Annotated in this window: 13 protein-coding genes; 3 read left to right on the top strand and 10 right to left on the bottom strand. The window is 62.7% G+C overall.

Annotated elements, in window-relative coordinates; translation table 11 throughout:
• Nucleotides 1–66 precede the first annotated feature (66 nt).
• Together flhA and FIU28_RS08305 are read left to right on the top strand one after the other, a co-directional pair.
• Nucleotides 67–2,301, top strand: a complete 2,235-nt coding sequence (gene flhA / locus FIU28_RS08310; protein ID WP_143576105.1) for a flagellar biosynthesis protein FlhA — start codon at nt 67–69, stop codon at nt 2,299–2,301.
• Between the two features lie 311 nt (nt 2,302–2,612).
• Entirely contained in the window at nt 2,613–2,813 is a 201-nt protein-coding gene (locus tag FIU28_RS08305) for a hypothetical protein (RefSeq protein ID WP_143572481.1), read from the top strand.
• A gap of 328 nt (nt 2,814–3,141) precedes the next feature.
• Here the strand turns inward: FIU28_RS08305 and FIU28_RS08300 are convergent, their stop codons facing one another.
• From FIU28_RS08300 to fliI, 4 genes are all read right to left on the bottom strand, one after another.
• Nucleotides 3,142–4,038 (bottom strand): anti-sigma factor, encoded by an 897-nt coding sequence (locus FIU28_RS08300; RefSeq protein WP_143572480.1) that lies wholly within the window; start codon nt 4,036–4,038, stop codon nt 3,142–3,144.
• A complete protein-coding gene (locus FIU28_RS08295; protein WP_143572479.1) occupies nt 4,038–4,586 on the bottom strand; it encodes a sigma-70 family RNA polymerase sigma factor in 549 nt (182 codons plus the stop codon). The genes FIU28_RS08300 and FIU28_RS08295 overlap by 1 nt, the downstream gene beginning before the upstream one ends.
• A 179-nt stretch (nt 4,587–4,765) precedes the next feature.
• A complete protein-coding gene (gene fliJ, locus FIU28_RS08290) occupies nt 4,766–5,185 on the bottom strand; it encodes a flagellar export protein FliJ (RefSeq protein ID WP_143572478.1) in 420 nt (139 codons plus the stop codon).
• Nucleotides 5,186–5,294: 109 nt separating this feature from the next.
• Nucleotides 5,295–6,620, bottom strand: a complete 1,326-nt coding sequence (fliI, locus tag FIU28_RS08285) for a flagellar protein export ATPase FliI (RefSeq protein WP_143572477.1) — start codon at nt 6,618–6,620, stop codon at nt 5,295–5,297.
• 367 nt (nt 6,621–6,987) lie between these two features.
• On the opposite strand from fliI, the gene ctrA reads away from it, so the two are divergent.
• Complete coding sequence (gene ctrA, locus FIU28_RS08280) at nt 6,988–7,689, top strand: response regulator transcription factor CtrA (protein ID WP_143572476.1); 702 nt, start codon at nt 6,988–6,990, stop codon at nt 7,687–7,689.
• Nucleotides 7,690–7,938: 249 nt separating this feature from the next.
• On the opposite strand, the gene FIU28_RS08275 is transcribed toward ctrA, so the two are convergent.
• From FIU28_RS08275 to chpT, 6 genes are all read right to left on the bottom strand, one after another.
• The gene (locus FIU28_RS08275; protein WP_143572475.1) at nt 7,939–8,811 is read right to left on the bottom strand and encodes a CheR family methyltransferase; all 873 of its coding nucleotides are present in this window, start codon (nt 8,809–8,811) and stop codon (nt 7,939–7,941) included.
• On the bottom strand, nt 8,808–9,971 hold the full coding sequence (locus FIU28_RS08270) for a protein-glutamate methylesterase/protein-glutamine glutaminase (RefSeq protein ID WP_143572474.1): 1,164 nt from the start codon (nt 9,969–9,971) through the stop codon (nt 8,808–8,810). The genes FIU28_RS08275 and FIU28_RS08270 overlap by 4 nt, the downstream gene beginning before the upstream one ends.
• Nucleotides 9,972–10,049: 78 nt before the next feature.
• Nucleotides 10,050–10,415, bottom strand: a complete 366-nt coding sequence (locus tag FIU28_RS08265; protein ID WP_143572473.1) for a response regulator — start codon at nt 10,413–10,415, stop codon at nt 10,050–10,052.
• Nucleotides 10,416–10,469: 54 nt separating this feature from the next.
• The gene (locus FIU28_RS08260) at nt 10,470–10,940 is read right to left on the bottom strand and encodes a chemotaxis protein CheW (protein ID WP_143572472.1); all 471 of its coding nucleotides are present in this window, start codon (nt 10,938–10,940) and stop codon (nt 10,470–10,472) included.
• Nucleotides 10,941–10,947: 7 nt separating this feature from the next.
• Nucleotides 10,948–13,635 carry a hybrid sensor histidine kinase/response regulator gene (locus FIU28_RS08255; RefSeq protein ID WP_143572471.1) on the bottom strand — a complete coding sequence of 896 codons (2,688 nt, stop codon included), beginning with the start codon at nt 13,633–13,635 and terminating at the stop codon, nt 10,948–10,950.
• A gap of 203 nt (nt 13,636–13,838) precedes the next feature.
• Nucleotides 13,839–14,486 (bottom strand): histidine phosphotransferase ChpT, encoded by a 648-nt coding sequence (gene chpT, locus FIU28_RS08250; RefSeq protein WP_143572470.1) that lies wholly within the window; start codon nt 14,484–14,486, stop codon nt 13,839–13,841.
• Nucleotides 14,487–14,599 lie beyond the last annotated feature (113 nt).

The following is a 14,599-nucleotide window of genomic DNA, read 5'->3' as shown; positions in this document are numbered from 1 at the left end:
CTAACCATACACCCGGCAAGAATTGCCGGGTGAAGTCGCGTCTCGTCAGCCGATCGGGGAATGCCCGTGGAAGCCAGTGCGGTGCCTCACTTTCGATCCGGCGGCCCCTCGGCCGTCGCCCAGACGTTCGGCGCCCGCGGAGGATTTTCGCGGCAGGAAGCGGCAGACATGACGGATTTGGTAGCGGGATCAGGCTTGGGCGGGGCGCCGAAGGCGGGCTTCACGTTCAGCGACCTCCGCTCGATGATTTTGCGCGGCGATCTGGCGCTCGCCTTCGGCGTGCTGATCATCCTGGTCGTGCTGATCATGCCGCTGCCGGCGATCGTGCTCGACCTGTTTCTGGCGATTTCGATCACGATGTCGATCCTGATCCTGATGACGGCGCTGTTCATCCAGACGCCGCTGGAATTCTCGTCGTTCCCGACCGTACTCTTGATTTCGACCATGCTGCGGCTGTCGCTCAACATGGCCTCGACCCGGCTGATCCTGTCGCACGGCCACGAGGGCACCGCCGCCGCCGGCCATGTCATCGAGGCGTTCGGCAATTTCGTGATGGGTGGCAATTTCGTCATCGGCATCATCGTTTTCGCGATCCTGGTGATCGTGAACTTCGTCGTCATCACCAAGGGTTCGGGCCGCATCGCCGAAGTCGCGGCGCGCTTCACGCTGGACGCGATGCCCGGCAAGCAGATGGCGATCGACGCCGATCTGTCCGCCGGCCTGATCGACGAGGCCACTGCCAAGAAGCGCCGCAAGGACCTCGAGGATGAAAGCGGCTTCTTCGGCGCGATGGACGGCGCCTCGAAGTTCGTCCGCGGCGACGCCATCGCCGGCCTGCTGGTGGTGTTCATCAACATCATCGGCGGCATCATCATCGGCGTCGCCCAGCAGGGCCTGTCATTCGCCGAAGCGGCGCGCACCTATACGCTGCTGACCGTCGGCGACGGCCTGGTCACGCAGGTGCCGGCGCTGATCGTCTCTACCGCCGCGGGCTTGCTGGTCTCGAAGGCCGGCATCACGGGCGCCGCCGACAAGGCGCTGATGAAGCAATTGTCCGGCTATCCGCAGGCGCTCGGCATGTCGGCTGGCGTGATGCTGGCGCTGGGCTTGCTGCCGGGGATTCCGATGCTGCCGTTCCTGGCACTCGGCGGCGGCGCCGGCTGGCTTGCCTGGAAGGCCAGCAAGAACAACAAGGCTGTCAAGGCGACCGAGGCCCGCGAAGCCGCGGCTCCCGCGGTAGCCGCGGCTGCTGCCGCCGCTGCCGACGAGCCGATCTCGGCGTCGCTGAAGATCGACGATCTCAAGATCGAGCTCGGCTATGCGCTGCTGCCGCTGGTCAACGGCCCCGATGGCACCGACCGGCTGACCGACCAGATCAAGGCGCTGCGCAAGTCGCTGGCGGTGGAGATGGGCTTCGTGATGCCGTCGGTGCGGATCCTCGACAACGTCCAGCTCGAGGCCAACACCTACGTCATCAAGATCAAGGAAGTGGACGCCGGCAGCGGCCGGATCTGGCCGGCGCAGTTCATGGTCATGGATCCCGGCGGCCAGCAGGTCAATGTACCCGGCATCCACACCACCGAGCCGACCTTCGGCCTGCCGGCGACCTGGGTCGATGCTGCGCTGAAGGAGGAGGCGACGATGAAGGGTTACACCGTCGTCGATGCCGCCACCGTGCTGTCGACGCATCTCACCGAGCTGCTGAAGGGCAATACCGCCGACCTCTTGTCTTATGGCGAAGTGCAGAAGCTGCTGAAAGACCTGCCGAAGGAACAGGGCGAACTGATCAAGGACATCGTGCCGAGCCTGATTACGGTGTCCGGCATCCAGCGCGTGCTGCAGCTGCTGCTCGCCGAACGGATCTCGATCCGCGACCTCTCCACCATTCTGGAAGGCATTGCCGACGCGCTGTCGTTCTCGCGCAATCCGGCCACCGTGGTCGAGCACGTCCGCGCCCGCCTCGCGCGCCAGATCTGCGCGCAGAACACCTCCTATAATGGCTACCTGCCGCTGATCGCGCTGTCGGCGAAATGGGAGCAGGCCTTTGCCGAGTCGATCATCGGCACCGGCGAAGAGCGCAGCCTGGCGATGCAGCCGTCCAAACTGTCGGAATTCATGACCACGGTGCGCGACCGCTTCGAACAGGCCGCCCGCGAAGGCGAAGCCCCCGTGCTGGTCACCTCGGCCTCAATCCGTCCGTTCGTGCGCTCGCTGGTCGAGCGCTTCCGGGCCCAGACCACGGTGCTGTCGCAGGCCGAAATTCATCCGCGCGCCCGCCTGAAGACCGTCGGCAGCGTCTGACAAGGACCTGCCGGCGCGCCCGAGATGATGTAAATTCGTCACAGACAAGCGGTTTGCCAGAATGTCGCGGGGCGCGGCCCGTTCATCGCTTCTCGCACTCAAAGTTTCAAGCATTTGATTAAATGGTATTTTTTCCGATTTCGACTGAACAGCCAGGCGGTCTGATCGCGCCTGATCACGTCTCTTCACTGCCTTGTGAACACATCTTTGGAACGTAAGGCGTCGTCCCTACGTTCTTTGCCATGAGATGTTGAACCAGCCAGACCGGTAATGACACCAACGGTCGAAGGCACAGACGGCAGGAGCGTTGGATGAACCATTCGATTTACAGCGCGGACCGCATGACCCACCTCAAGGTGGTCATCGTTGCCCTGATCGCCGGTATTTTCGTGGCCGGGCTCGGCATCAGCGCCCGTGTTAATTCGAACGAGGGCTACACGCAGACCGCCAAAGTGATCAAGGCCGGCAAGCCGGTCGCAATCGGCAGCTCCAGCGCCACCGCGGTGCGCTAACGATTTCACGAATTCGCGCGGCGATGTCCCCCAAGGTCGTCGTGTGAATCCAGCGAAGCTCCACTTCCCCCCGGGTGGACTTCCAAATGGAAAACGCCCGCTCCCCACGGGCGTTTTTCTTTGTCTGAAATTTGATTGTCTTGCGACGCGCGCAACATTTTCCCTCTCCCCCGCGCGAAGCAAAGCTTCGCTAGGTGGTAGAGGGTGGCCGCGCGTAGCGCGGACGGGTGAGGGGTAGTGCTTGGCGGCGCCCCCTCATCCGACGCGGACTTCGGCCGCGCCACCTTCTCCCACAAGGGGAGATGGAAGAAACAAGCGCAGCCCGTGATCACTTCGCCGGAGCCGGCACCGTCTCGATCAGCTTGCCGGTGAACACGATCGGGCCGGTGGCGCTGCCGGTCGGCGAGCCGCCGGTGGGCTCCACCGTGACGGCATAGGTCGCCTCATTCACCATCGCCGGATCATACGCCGCCAGTGCGGCTGCCGTCGTGAAGTCATGACCGCCGATCACACCCAGCGAACGCGGCGCCTGCAATTTGTCGGACACGATCCACAGCTCATAGTCCTTGCCGGGCTGCTGCTCGGCACCGACCTTGCGGACAGTGAAGTTCTTTGTGGCGGAATCGACCGTGAGAATGAAGGCCGGCGACGCGGCATCGGTCTGCAGCAACGCCACATACTGGGCCTGCGCAACGGGGGCCGCCGGCGGCGAAACCTGCGCGACCTGCGGCGCCTTCGGGCGAAGGCCTTCCGGGAGCAGATCGGGGCGCGTCGCCTGCAGGCCGATCATCGCCACCAGGGCCGCGGCGATCGCCATCATGCCGGTCGCCACATTGCGCCAGCGGCGCGCCTGCTGCGAGAAGGCAACGACGTTCGAACCGTCCTGCGAGCTATCATACGGTAAATCGATGGCGGGACGGCCGGCCTCGACGGGCGCAGCTTGCTCGGCGGCAACAGCCGCGACCGGCGCCGCGGGAAGGATCAGAGCCTGCTGCGCGCCGGACAGGCCGGCAGCGCGCTTGATCCGCTCCCACACTTCGGGACCAGGCTCGACGAGGCCGACCATCTGGTTGAGGACGTCGAGCTTGCGCGACCACGCATCGACCAGCCCGGCAAATTCCTTGTCTACGGTCATCATGGTATCGACCTGCGCGCGCTCATCGGCGTCCAGGGTGCCGAGCACGTATTCCGCCGCCAGCACGATATGGTCTTCGCTATAGGCCATCATACCAATCCCAGACACTCCCGGATATCCAACATGCTGCGGCGCAGCCATGTCTTCACCGTGTTCACCGGCGCGGAGAACTTCACCGCGAGCTGATCGCGGCTCCATCCATTGTAGTAAGCAAGCAGCACCAGTTTCTGGCGGTCCGGCTCAAGCCGTCCCACACACTCCAACAGGCGTTTCAACTCCTCGGTCATTTCCCGACGCGCAAGCGGATCGGGCGTATCGGCGGCGACTTCCATCGCGGCCGGCTCTTCCTCGATCGATACTTCGCCCTTCTTGCGGACCACATCGATCGCCCGGTTTCGGGCAATCGATACCATCCACGTAATTGGCGAAGCCAGCCCGGGATTGAATTGCCCGGCACTGTTCCAGATCTTGACATAGGCCTCCTGGATAACTTCTTCCGCAAGATCCTGTCTGCGCAAGATACGGAGAACCACGCCAAAGAGTTTCGCGCGCGTGGCCGCGTAGAGGCGCTCGAACGCAACCTCGTCGCCCTTTGCAACCGCAGCGATCAGCCAGACGAGCTCAGCCGGCGTCAGCATTCAGTGTCCCCAACCTCAAGATATCCCACCGCTATTTGCCTGAGTCCGGACGCGGTCGGAGCTGTCGTATCATACTTTCACGGTACCGGGCCATGGCACGGCATGGACTGTGGACAGCGCGCAACAAAAAGCCCGGACCTCGCGGTCCGGGCTCGATATTGCATGAATGGCTTCGCCGCTCAGGCAACGGCGCCGATGCGGGCCCGCATCAGGCCGATGCTGTCGAGGTCGGCCTGCTCGCGGGCGCTTTCCTCGGCGCGTTCGCGGGCCTGGTCGCGCTCGTCGAGCAATTCGACCTTCTTCAATTCCTCGAACGCTTCGGTGAGCAGGCTTTTGGCATCCTCGAGCTGGATGCGCAGTTCGTCGGCGGAGCGCGTCAGGTTCTCGCGGCGCTGGATCGCGGCCTTGGCGTAGGTCGGATAGGCGAAGTGCGAGGGATCCTGGATGCCGGCGCGGTCCTGCTCGGTCTGGATCTCGCGCTCCAGATCGACCGACATGCGCTGGAAATCGGCGATCATGCTCTCGATCTGATTGACCCGGCGCCGCTTCTCGTCGACCTGAAACTTCTTCAGTCGGATCAGCGTGTCACGTGACTTCATCGACTCGTACTCCCCAGAAGTCCCAAATCATACGCGGGACGCCACCGGTCTCCCGTAAGGAAGGCGCCGGCACAAACTCTACTCTGGGTCAGATGATGACCGGACAAAGTTAGCGTTCCGTTTCCAAACTGCCAATGATTTGTTCGAGTTGCCTGTATCCATCGCCCAGCAGCGAGACCTCCTCCTTGCGCTGGCGCAGGAAGGTCTCGAGCGGCTCGTGCAGCCGGATCGCCTCGTCGACCTCCGGGCTGGAGCCGGCCCGGTAGGCGCCGAGCCGGATCAGTTCCTCCATGTCGGAATAGGTCGCCATGATCTGGCGGGCGCGCGTAATCGTCGGCAGGAACGCGGGATCGCAGGATTTCGGCATCGTCCGCGACACCGATTTGAGGATGTTGATCGCGGGGTAGCGACCGCGTTCGGCGATCGCGCGTTGCATCACGATGTGGCCGTCGAGAATGCCGCGCACGGCGTCGGCCACCGGCTCGTTGTGGTCATCGCCATCGACCAGCACGGTGAAGATACCTGTGATCGAGCCCTGATTGGTGCCGGGCCCTGCCCGCTCCAGCAGTTTCGGCAGTTCGGTGAACACCGTCGGCGTATAGCCTTTGGCGGTCGGCGGCTCGCCGACCGACAGGCCGATCTCGCGCTGCGCCATCGCAAAGCGGGTGACCGAGTCCATCATGCACATGACGTCCTTGCCCTCATCGCGAAAGTATTCAGACACCGACATGGTGAGATAGGCGGCCTGGCGGCGCATCAAGGCCGGTTCGTCGGACGTCGCCACCACCACCACGGCGCGCGCCAGCCCCTCCTCGCCGAGATCTTCCTGCAGAAATTCCTGCACCTCGCGACCGCGCTCGCCGATCAAACCGATCACCGAGACGTCGGCATCGGCATTGCGCGCCAGCATCGACAGCAGCACCGACTTGCCGACGCCGGAGCCGGCGAAGATGCCCATGCGCTGGCCGCGGCAGCAGGTCAGGAAGGTGTTGAGCGAGCGCACCCCAAGATCGAGCGGCGCGCCGACCCGGTTGCGCGAATGCGCCGGTGGCGGCGAATTGCGATACGGCATCGGCGACGGGCCCTGCAGCAGCGGCCCCTTGCCGTCGATTGGCTCCGCCATCGCATTGATGACGCGCCCGAGCCACGCCGACGACGGCCGCACCTGGCTGGCGGCATTGGCGATCACCGCGCGGCAGCCGCGGCGCACGCCTTCCAGCCCGGCAAACGGCATCACCACCGCATTGGTGCCGGAAAAGCCGATGACCTCGGCCGGAATGAAGCGGTTGGTGCCGGTCTCGATCACGATTCGCGCGCCAACCGACATCGCATGGATGGGACCTGCGATCTCCACCATCAGCCCGCGGACGCCAACCACCCGTCCATAGATGTTGACGCCGTCCAGATCGGCAATCTGTTCCGCGAGTGCTTTCATTGCGAAAACCTTAAGTTTCCAGGCATTGCCGGCAGACCCTTAACTCCGTGTTTACCCGCATCGTTAATCATTACGTCATTGTCTGAGGAAGCTGAGAGCATTCGCTTTTCAGAACGAAGGGCGAGTCGATGGAGTCGGTTAGCGCTGACTCTTAATGTGGAACTTGAACGGCTGCGGGAACAAAAACTGCCTTTACAGCAATATCTTATGGCGATTCGACAAAAATTGCACGGTTTGGTCTTGCACAGGGGAATCAGGTTTTGTTAACCATATGTCGTCAGGATCCGAATCAGTTGTTCAAAGGCGTTTTTTGGTGCCGCAAGTGCGGCCGACCTGACGCCCGGAGCGGCGACTAAAGGGGACTGGCATGCGCGTTTTGTTAATCGAAGATGATAGCGCGGTCGCGCAGTCGATTGAGCTGATGCTCAAATCCGAGAGCTTCAACGTCTATACGACGGATCTCGGCGAAGAGGGTGTCGATCTCGGCAAGCTCTATGACTATGACATTATCCTGCTCGACCTCAATCTGCCGGACATGTCCGGCTATGATGTGCTCAAGCAGCTGCGGGTGTCGAAGATCAAGACCCCGATTCTGATCCTTTCCGGCCTCGCCGGCATCGAGGACAAGGTCAAAGGCCTCGGCGTCGGCGCCGACGACTACATGACCAAACCGTTTCACAAGGACGAACTCGTCGCCCGCATCCATGCGATCGTGCGCCGCTCCAAGGGCCATGCCCAGTCGGTGATCCAGACCGGCGACCTCGTCGTCAACCTGGATACCAAGACGGTGGAAGTCGGCGGCCAGCGCGTGCACCTGACCGGCAAGGAATACCAGATGCTGGAGCTGCTCTCGCTCCGCAAGGGCACCACGCTTACCAAGGAAATGTTCCTCAACCATCTCTACGGCGGCATGGACGAGCCCGAACTGAAGATCATCGACGTGTTCATCTGCAAACTGCGCAAGAAGCTGGCGAATGCGTCGGACGGCCGCAATTTCATCGAAACCGTCTGGGGCCGCGGCTACGTGCTGCGCGAGCCGCACGAAGAAGAAATCCGCATCCCGGCCTGATCTCGCTTGCTGCGCGTTCGTCATAACCTCCCGAAACTGAGCCCCGCCGGAAACGGCGGGGTTTTTGTTTGGGAAACGCTTGTTGTCATTCCTGGGCGCGAGCGAACCTCAGCCGCTCCGATTGGAGTGGCGGGGAATCTCGATATGTGACGAGGAACACGCGGGGGATCCCAGCCAATCCAGTTGGATTGGCTGGGACCTGCATCGTACGGCTTCGCCGTCTGCAGCATGCCGGAATGAAAGCGCAATCTACCGCGCGCTGACGACCTTCATGCCCGTACCCATGCCCGGCACGATCGACGGCGCGGCAAGCACGGCGGTCGGACGATACAATCCGCGGCGGTCGGCCTGCGGCTTGAAGGCGTCGGTCAGACCGACCACGGTTTCGGCGGCGCCGAGAGCGAGGAAACCGCCCGGCTCCATCGCCTTGGCCAGTCGGCCAAAAATCTGCGACTTCATGTCCTGATCGAAATAGATCAGAACGTTGCGGCAGAAGATCAGGTCGAACTTGCCCATATGGGAAAAGTCCTGCAGCAAATTGAGCTGCCGATACTGGACCATGGCCCGGATCTCCGAGCTGATCTGCCACATTTCGCCGGTCTGCTTGAAGTACTTCACCAGAAGCTGGATCGGCAGCCCGCGCTGCACCTCGAACTGGGTGTAGAGACCGGATTTCGATTTCTCCAGCACCTGCGGCGAGATGTCGGTGCCGATGATCTCGATGCGCCAGCCGGCGAGTTGCGCGCTCATTTCCTTCACGCACATCGCGATCGAATAGGGCTCCTGCCCGGTCGAGGCCGCCGCGCACCAGATCCGCAGGCTCTTGCGCGACGCGCGCGTCTGGATCAGTTCGGGAATCACCGCCTCGCGCAGATGGTCGAACGGAATCTTGTCGCGAAAGAAGAACGTCTCGTTAGTGGTCATCGCCTCGACCACGTCGGCGCCGAGCGTCGTCGAGCCGCCGCGAATTTTCTGGACCAGCTCGTCGAGCGTCGTGAGGCCGGCCTTGCGGGCCAGCGGCATCAGGCGGCTTTCCACCAGATACTGCTTGTCGACGGAGAGATCGAGGCCCGAGCGTTCCTTCAGGAATTTGCGCAGGTAGTCGTAATCGGCCGGCGTCATGAGCGGTCCCCCGAAAATATCCGAACCAGTTTCGGAGCGATCTGGTTGAGCGGCAGAATTGCCGAGCAGATTCCGGCGTTGGCAGCCGCCCCCGGCATGCCCCACACCACACTGGTAGCTTCGTCCTGCGCGATCACGGCGCCGCCGGCGGCGACGATGTCCTTGCCGCCGCGCATGCCATCCGAGCCCATGCCGGTCAGCACCACCGCCAGGATGGCGCCTTGCCAGGCATCGATCGCGGAGTTGAACAGCGGATCGACCGCGGGTTTGCAGAAATTGACCGCCGGGCCATCGTCGAGCGCGATGGTGATATTGGTGCCGTGCTTGACCACGCGCATGTGCTTGCCACCCGGCGCCAGATAAATCTGTCCGGGCTTGACGAGTTCGCCGTCCACGCCTTCGTGCGCAGGGCGCTTGCTGGTGCGCGTCAGGTGTTCGGCGAGAATCGTGGTGAAGGTCGGCGGCATATGCTGGGTGATCAGCACCGGAACGCGGTCGATGACGGCGCCGATCTCGGCCACCAGCGTCATCAGCGCCTGCGGGCCGCCGGTCGAGGAACCGATCAGCAGCACACGCGGCATGATCTGGCTGAACGGACGCTTGGCGAGCTGGACCTGCCCCGCCACCGGCCCCAGCGCCGTCAACGGCGCCGCCGGCTTCGCCACTGCCGGCACGATCGAGGGCGCAGCAGCAGATTTCAGGCGCCGTACCTTGTGGCCGAGATGGCGGATCTTCTGCAGCAGATCGTGCTTGAATACGTCGGCGGCCGCATTCTCGCGGGTGCTCTCCGGTTTCGGAATGTAGTCGGCCGCGCCCAGCGACATCGCCTTGAACGAGATCTCCGCGTTGCGGCGGGTCAGCGTCGAGGCCATGATGACGATCAGATTGCGCTTCTTGGCCAGCAGTTGCGGCAACGCCTCGATGCCGTCGAGTTCGGGCATCTCGATGTCGAGCACAGCGACGTCGGGATTGATGCGCTCGACCTGGTTGACGGCGTCGAGCCCGGTTCGCAGCGAAGCAGCGACGGTCATGTCCGGCTCGGCCTCGATCCAGCGCGAGATCAGGCCGCGAATGACGACCGAGTCATCCACGACCATGACACGCAACGGCTCATACCGCGCCGTATCCGACACAGGGGCACTCATCACAGCAATACTCATCACTCACCAGACGCAACGAACGCTACAAATGAACTTGCGTGACGATCAGAAACGGGCGCGAACGCCCGGTTGCGAAGCCTAGATCAAACCGACTTCATGAAACTTGGCCGACACGATATCCTTGTCGAACGGCTTCATGATGTATTCGTTGGCGCCGGCATGCAGCGCGCGGGCGATGTGCGCGACGTCGTTCTCGGTGGTGCAGAACACCACTTTCGGTCCGTCGCCGCCCGGCATCCGGCGCAGGTTGCGCAGGAATTCGTAGCCGTCCATCACCGGCATGTTCCAGTCGAGCAGCACGGCGTCCGGCAGGCTGCGCTTGCAGGCTTCCAGGGCCTTCTCGCCGTCTTCGGCCTCGGTGATCTCGAAATCCAGACCTTCGAGTATCCGGCGGGCAACTTTACGGATGACGCTGGAGTCATCGACAACCAGACAAGTCTTCATTTTCGGCCTCTGCCTCTGTGTCCCGAAGGACGTTTGATTGCGCGCGCGCCGGCCTTAGGCAGCCAGCTTGTCGGGCGAAATTTCGAGAATGCGGTCAACGTCGAGCACGACCATCAACTGGCCGTCGAGCCGGTGAACGCCATCGGCCATCTTCGCCATCCGCGGGTCGAGATTGACCGGATTTACCTCGCGGCTGTCGTCGGCAAGCTTGAGGACTTCGCCGATCGAGTCGATCAGCAGGCCGTAGGATTCGCCGCGCAGATCGACGCCCACCGCCATCGGCGGCTTGCCATCGTCGTTCTTCGGCAGGCCGAGGCGCGAGCGCATGTCGATGGCGGTAACGATACGTCCGCGCAGATTGAGCACGCCGGCGACGTCGCTGGAAGAAAGCGGCACGCGGGTAAGTCGTTCCGGCATGAACACATCCTGCACGCGCGAGATCGGCATGCCGAACAGCTGGCCACCGATCATGGTGGTGACGAATTCGGTGATGGCGCCGCCGGAAGTGGTTGTCTTGCTGGTCATGGTCATCTTACGCCGCCTGACTGGTGGTTTGGTTGGTCTGTTCTTTCAGCGAGGCGATCAGACCAGGCCGATCGAACTTCGCGACATAATCGTTCAGGCCGGCCTGCCGGCCGCGCTCGATCGCCGCGGGCGAAATCATCGAAGACAGCGCGATGATCGGGGTGTGGGACATCTTCTGGTCCGCCCGAATGGCTTCGGCGAATTCGAAGCCGTTCATGTCGGGCATTTCGATATCGGTCAGGATGGCATCGAACTCCTGCCCGGAGCGCAGCACGACCAGACCTTCCTGCGCGTTGATCGCAACCCGAACCTTGTAGCCTGCCGCCTTCAGCACCGGCGCCAGCATGTTGCGGAAGAATGCGGAGTCGTCGACCAGCAGGATCGACTGCGTGGTGGCGAACTCCTTCATTTCCTTGCGCGTGAACCAGTCGGCGAATGCCATCGGCAGGAAATGGCCGACGTCGATCACTTCGGTCGCCTGCCCCTTGATGACGGCGGAGCCGAGAATGCCGGGCTGTGCGCCCGCCACTTCGATATTGAGACGCTCCTCGACGATGTCGATGATCTCGTCGACCACCAGGCCCATCGAGCGCTGCTCGTCGGCGAACACCAGAATCGGCTGCGTTCCGCTGGTATGGATCGACACGCCGTCCATCTGCACCAGGGGCATCAGCTGATCGCGGTACTGAACCATATAACGGCCGTTCGACGATTCGATCTTGTCGGCGGCGATCTCCTCGAGCCGCGTGACCAGTGCCAGCGGCACCGATTTTGGCTGCGAGGAGCCGGCCCGGAACACCAGCAGCGAAGTAAGCTGCTCGGACGCATTGGCGTGCTTGGACATGTTTTCGTTGGAGATCTCGGTAACCGCCGAACCGGCCGCACCCAGTTCCTGCGCAATTCCGTTGGGATCGATGATCATGATCACCGCGCCGTCACCCAGAATGGTGTTGCCGGAGAACATGCCGATATGGCGCAGCTTGGTGGACATCGGCTTGACGACGATTTCCTCGGTGTGGAAGACGCCGTCGACGACGATACCGAAGGTCTGGTTGCCGACCTGCGTCACGACGATGAAGCCGTTCTCCGGTTCGGAGTTGGTGCCGTCGTCGATTTGCAGCAGCTTCTTGAGGTGCATCAGCGGCAGCAACTTGTTGCGCAGCCGCAGCACCGGGGTGTCCTTGATACGCTCGATGCGATGTTCGGAATTGGCGCGCGCGCGCACCAGTTCGACGACCGCAAGCTGCGGGATCGCAAAACGGTCTCCGCCGGCTTCGACGATCAGCGCCGAGACGATCGCCAGCGTCAGCGGGATCTTGATGGTGACGCTGGAGCCCTCGCCGGCCACCGACTTGACGTCGATGGTGCCGCCGATCTGGTCGATATTGGTCCGCACGACGTCCATGCCGACGCCGCGTCCGGAGACGCTGGTAACAGCTGCCGCGGTGGAGAAGCCGGGCGCGAAGATGAACTTGTGGATCTGGGCTTCCGACATCTTCTCGATGTCGGCTTCGGAGGCGAGGCCATTCTGGATCGCCTTGGCCTTGATAAGTTCGGTGTTGAGACCGCGGCCGTTGTCGGCGATGCAGATGATGATGTGGCCGCCTTCATGATAGGCGGACAGCCGGATCGTGCCCTGCTCCGGCTTGCCGGCCGCGGCGCGCTCGGCGCCGGTCTCAAGGCCATGATCGGCAGAGTTGCGCACCATGTGAGTGAGCGGATCCTTGATCAGATCGAGCACCTGGCGATCGAGCTCGGTGTCGGCACCGTGCATTTCGAGTTCGATCTGCTTGCCGAGTTCGCCGCCGAGATCGCGGACGATGCGCGGCAGCTTCTGCCATGCATTGCCTATCGGCTGCATGCGCGTCTTCATGACGCCGTCCTGCAGCTCTGCGGTCACCGTCGACAGACGCTGCAACGGCACCTTGAATTCGGTATCCTCGTGACGGCGGCTGATTTCCAGCAACTGGTTGCGGGTCAGCACCAGTTCGGACACCATCGTCATCAGATGTTCGAGCGTGTCGACGTTGACGCGGATCGACTGGTTGGCGACCTTGTCGCCTTCCGGGGTCTCGATCTCGACGACGGATTTCTTCGCTGCCGGTTTCGGCGCGACCTTCTCGACCACGGCGACCACCGGCGCGGGTTCTGCGACAGCCGCAGGCGGCGCCACTTCGATCTCGGTTTCCTGGAACGCCCGCTCCAGCTCGTCCAGCGATACTTCGCCAGGACGCAATTCGCGCTCCAGCATCGGCACCACCAAAGCCGGTGCCTCAACGACGTCCGGCACGATCGGCGGCGCAGCGCTCATCGATGCCATCCCCTTCTCAACCATGTGATGAAGCTCATCGATCAGGTCCTGATCGACGCCCTCCGGTTCGGCCTCGGTGGCCTCCAGCTGCCCAAGAATTTCCTTGATCCGGTCGATGGTGGTCAGGATCAGCGTCACCGCCTCTCCGGTGACCGGCATGCCATCGCGGAATTTACCCATCAGCGTCTCAGCGGCGTGCGCAAGCGCTTCCAGGCGCGGCAAGCCAAGAAAGCCGCAGGTGCCCTTGATGGTGTGTACCAAGCGGAAAATATTATCTAAAATTTTAGCGTTGTTCGGATCCTGTTCGAACCGGACCAATTGATTGTCGACCGTGTCCAGGCTCTCGTTGGTTTCCGTCAAAAATTCCCGCAGAAGATCGTCCATGAAATTGGCCTTCGCATTCCACGCGCGCGATTGCGCGACCCGTTTCGGAATGTGGCTACTTTCACCGCAAAGCGTTTAATATTGGTTGCGTATCCGGGCCGTAAGAGCCCTGATTGGACAGATAGATGCGCCGGGTAGGTAGCCGCCTGCGTTTATGGCTACTTCCGTAAGGCGCCGTTAACGCTGTGGACCGCGACAGCGGTTCAAACGGCGGTCACGACGATGGCCTCGCCTTCGGCTGCCATGCTGACGCTGAGGCCGCAGGCCTGTGCCAGCAATCGCGTATAGTAAGGCTGTACCGCATGGGCATCGACGTTGCCGGCATGGTCGGCGCTGAGCAGCGCGACGATGTTCTGCGGTAACCGGGCGTTCAAACCGGCCGCGTTGACGCGAAATCCGAGCGCGTCGCCTTCGCCGACCTGATCGACAGTCAGCACGCCGCCGCGCGGAATCGTCTGCTGCGCGATGATCAGCATGTTGAGCAGCAGCTTGACCTTGTTCTTCGGAAGATAGGCGCGCGTCGGATTCCATTCGATCCTGGTCTTGGCGTCCTCGAGATGGCCGCGCGCCATCTTCTCCGCGTCGCCAAGGTCGATCTGTGCGCCGGCGGAGCCCGCCGCGCCAAAGGCCAGCCGGCAGAACTGCAGCCGGGCCGAGGCGGTCTTTGCGCTCTTGCGGATCAGGTCGAGGGCGAATTCCTTGTCTTCCGGCTTGGGATTGTCGTCGAGCACTTCGAGCCCGTTGACGATGGCGCCGACCGGGCTGATGAGGTCGTGGCAGACCCGCGAGCACAGCAGTGCGGCCAGTTCGAGCGCGTCAGGGGCCAGGCCGGGAGTGGGCGTATCGGACATCGGGTCGCTCCTGGATGGCCGTATGGTGGACGGCGAATCATGGCATTGCTTTACGGCTTGATACACTGTGGGGAACGGTGCGGCCACCGCAACGCAGGCGGATGCGGCCGTAC

The organism is Tardiphaga sp. vice154, from assembly GCF_007018645.1.
Taxonomy (GTDB): Bacteria; Pseudomonadota; Alphaproteobacteria; order Rhizobiales; family Xanthobacteraceae; genus Tardiphaga.
The sequence above is the reverse complement of the archived record's forward strand: the minus strand, read 5'-3'. Positions and strand labels throughout refer to the sequence as shown.

What these genes read in the sequence shown, in the direction of transcription:
- FIU28_RS08305 (WP_143572481.1), top strand. Translation starts at nt 2,613, where the DNA reads ATGAACCATTCGATTTACAGCGCGGACCGCATGACCCACCTCAAGGTG.
- FIU28_RS08300 (WP_143572480.1), bottom strand. Translation starts at nt 4,038, where the DNA reads ATGGCCTATAGCGAAGACCATATCGTGCTGGCGGCGGAATACGTGCTC.
- FIU28_RS08295 (WP_143572479.1), bottom strand. Translation starts at nt 4,586, where the DNA reads ATGCTGACGCCGGCTGAGCTCGTCTGGCTGATCGCTGCGGTTGCAAAG.
- fliJ (WP_143572478.1), bottom strand. Translation starts at nt 5,185, where the DNA reads ATGAAGTCACGTGACACGCTGATCCGACTGAAGAAGTTTCAGGTCGAC.
- fliI (WP_143572477.1), bottom strand. Translation starts at nt 6,620, where the DNA reads ATGAAAGCACTCGCGGAACAGATTGCCGATCTGGACGGCGTCAACATC.
- ctrA (WP_143572476.1), top strand. Translation starts at nt 6,988, where the DNA reads ATGCGCGTTTTGTTAATCGAAGATGATAGCGCGGTCGCGCAGTCGATT.
- FIU28_RS08275 (WP_143572475.1), bottom strand. Translation starts at nt 8,811, where the DNA reads ATGACGCCGGCCGATTACGACTACCTGCGCAAATTCCTGAAGGAACGC.
- FIU28_RS08270 (WP_143572474.1), bottom strand. Translation starts at nt 9,971, where the DNA reads ATGAGTATTGCTGTGATGAGTGCCCCTGTGTCGGATACGGCGCGGTAT.
- FIU28_RS08265 (WP_143572473.1), bottom strand. Translation starts at nt 10,415, where the DNA reads ATGAAGACTTGTCTGGTTGTCGATGACTCCAGCGTCATCCGTAAAGTT.
- FIU28_RS08260 (WP_143572472.1), bottom strand. Translation starts at nt 10,940, where the DNA reads ATGACCAGCAAGACAACCACTTCCGGCGGCGCCATCACCGAATTCGTC.
- FIU28_RS08255 (WP_143572471.1), bottom strand. Translation starts at nt 13,635, where the DNA reads ATGGACGATCTTCTGCGGGAATTTTTGACGGAAACCAACGAGAGCCTG.
- chpT (WP_143572470.1), bottom strand. Translation starts at nt 14,486, where the DNA reads ATGTCCGATACGCCCACTCCCGGCCTGGCCCCTGACGCGCTCGAACTG.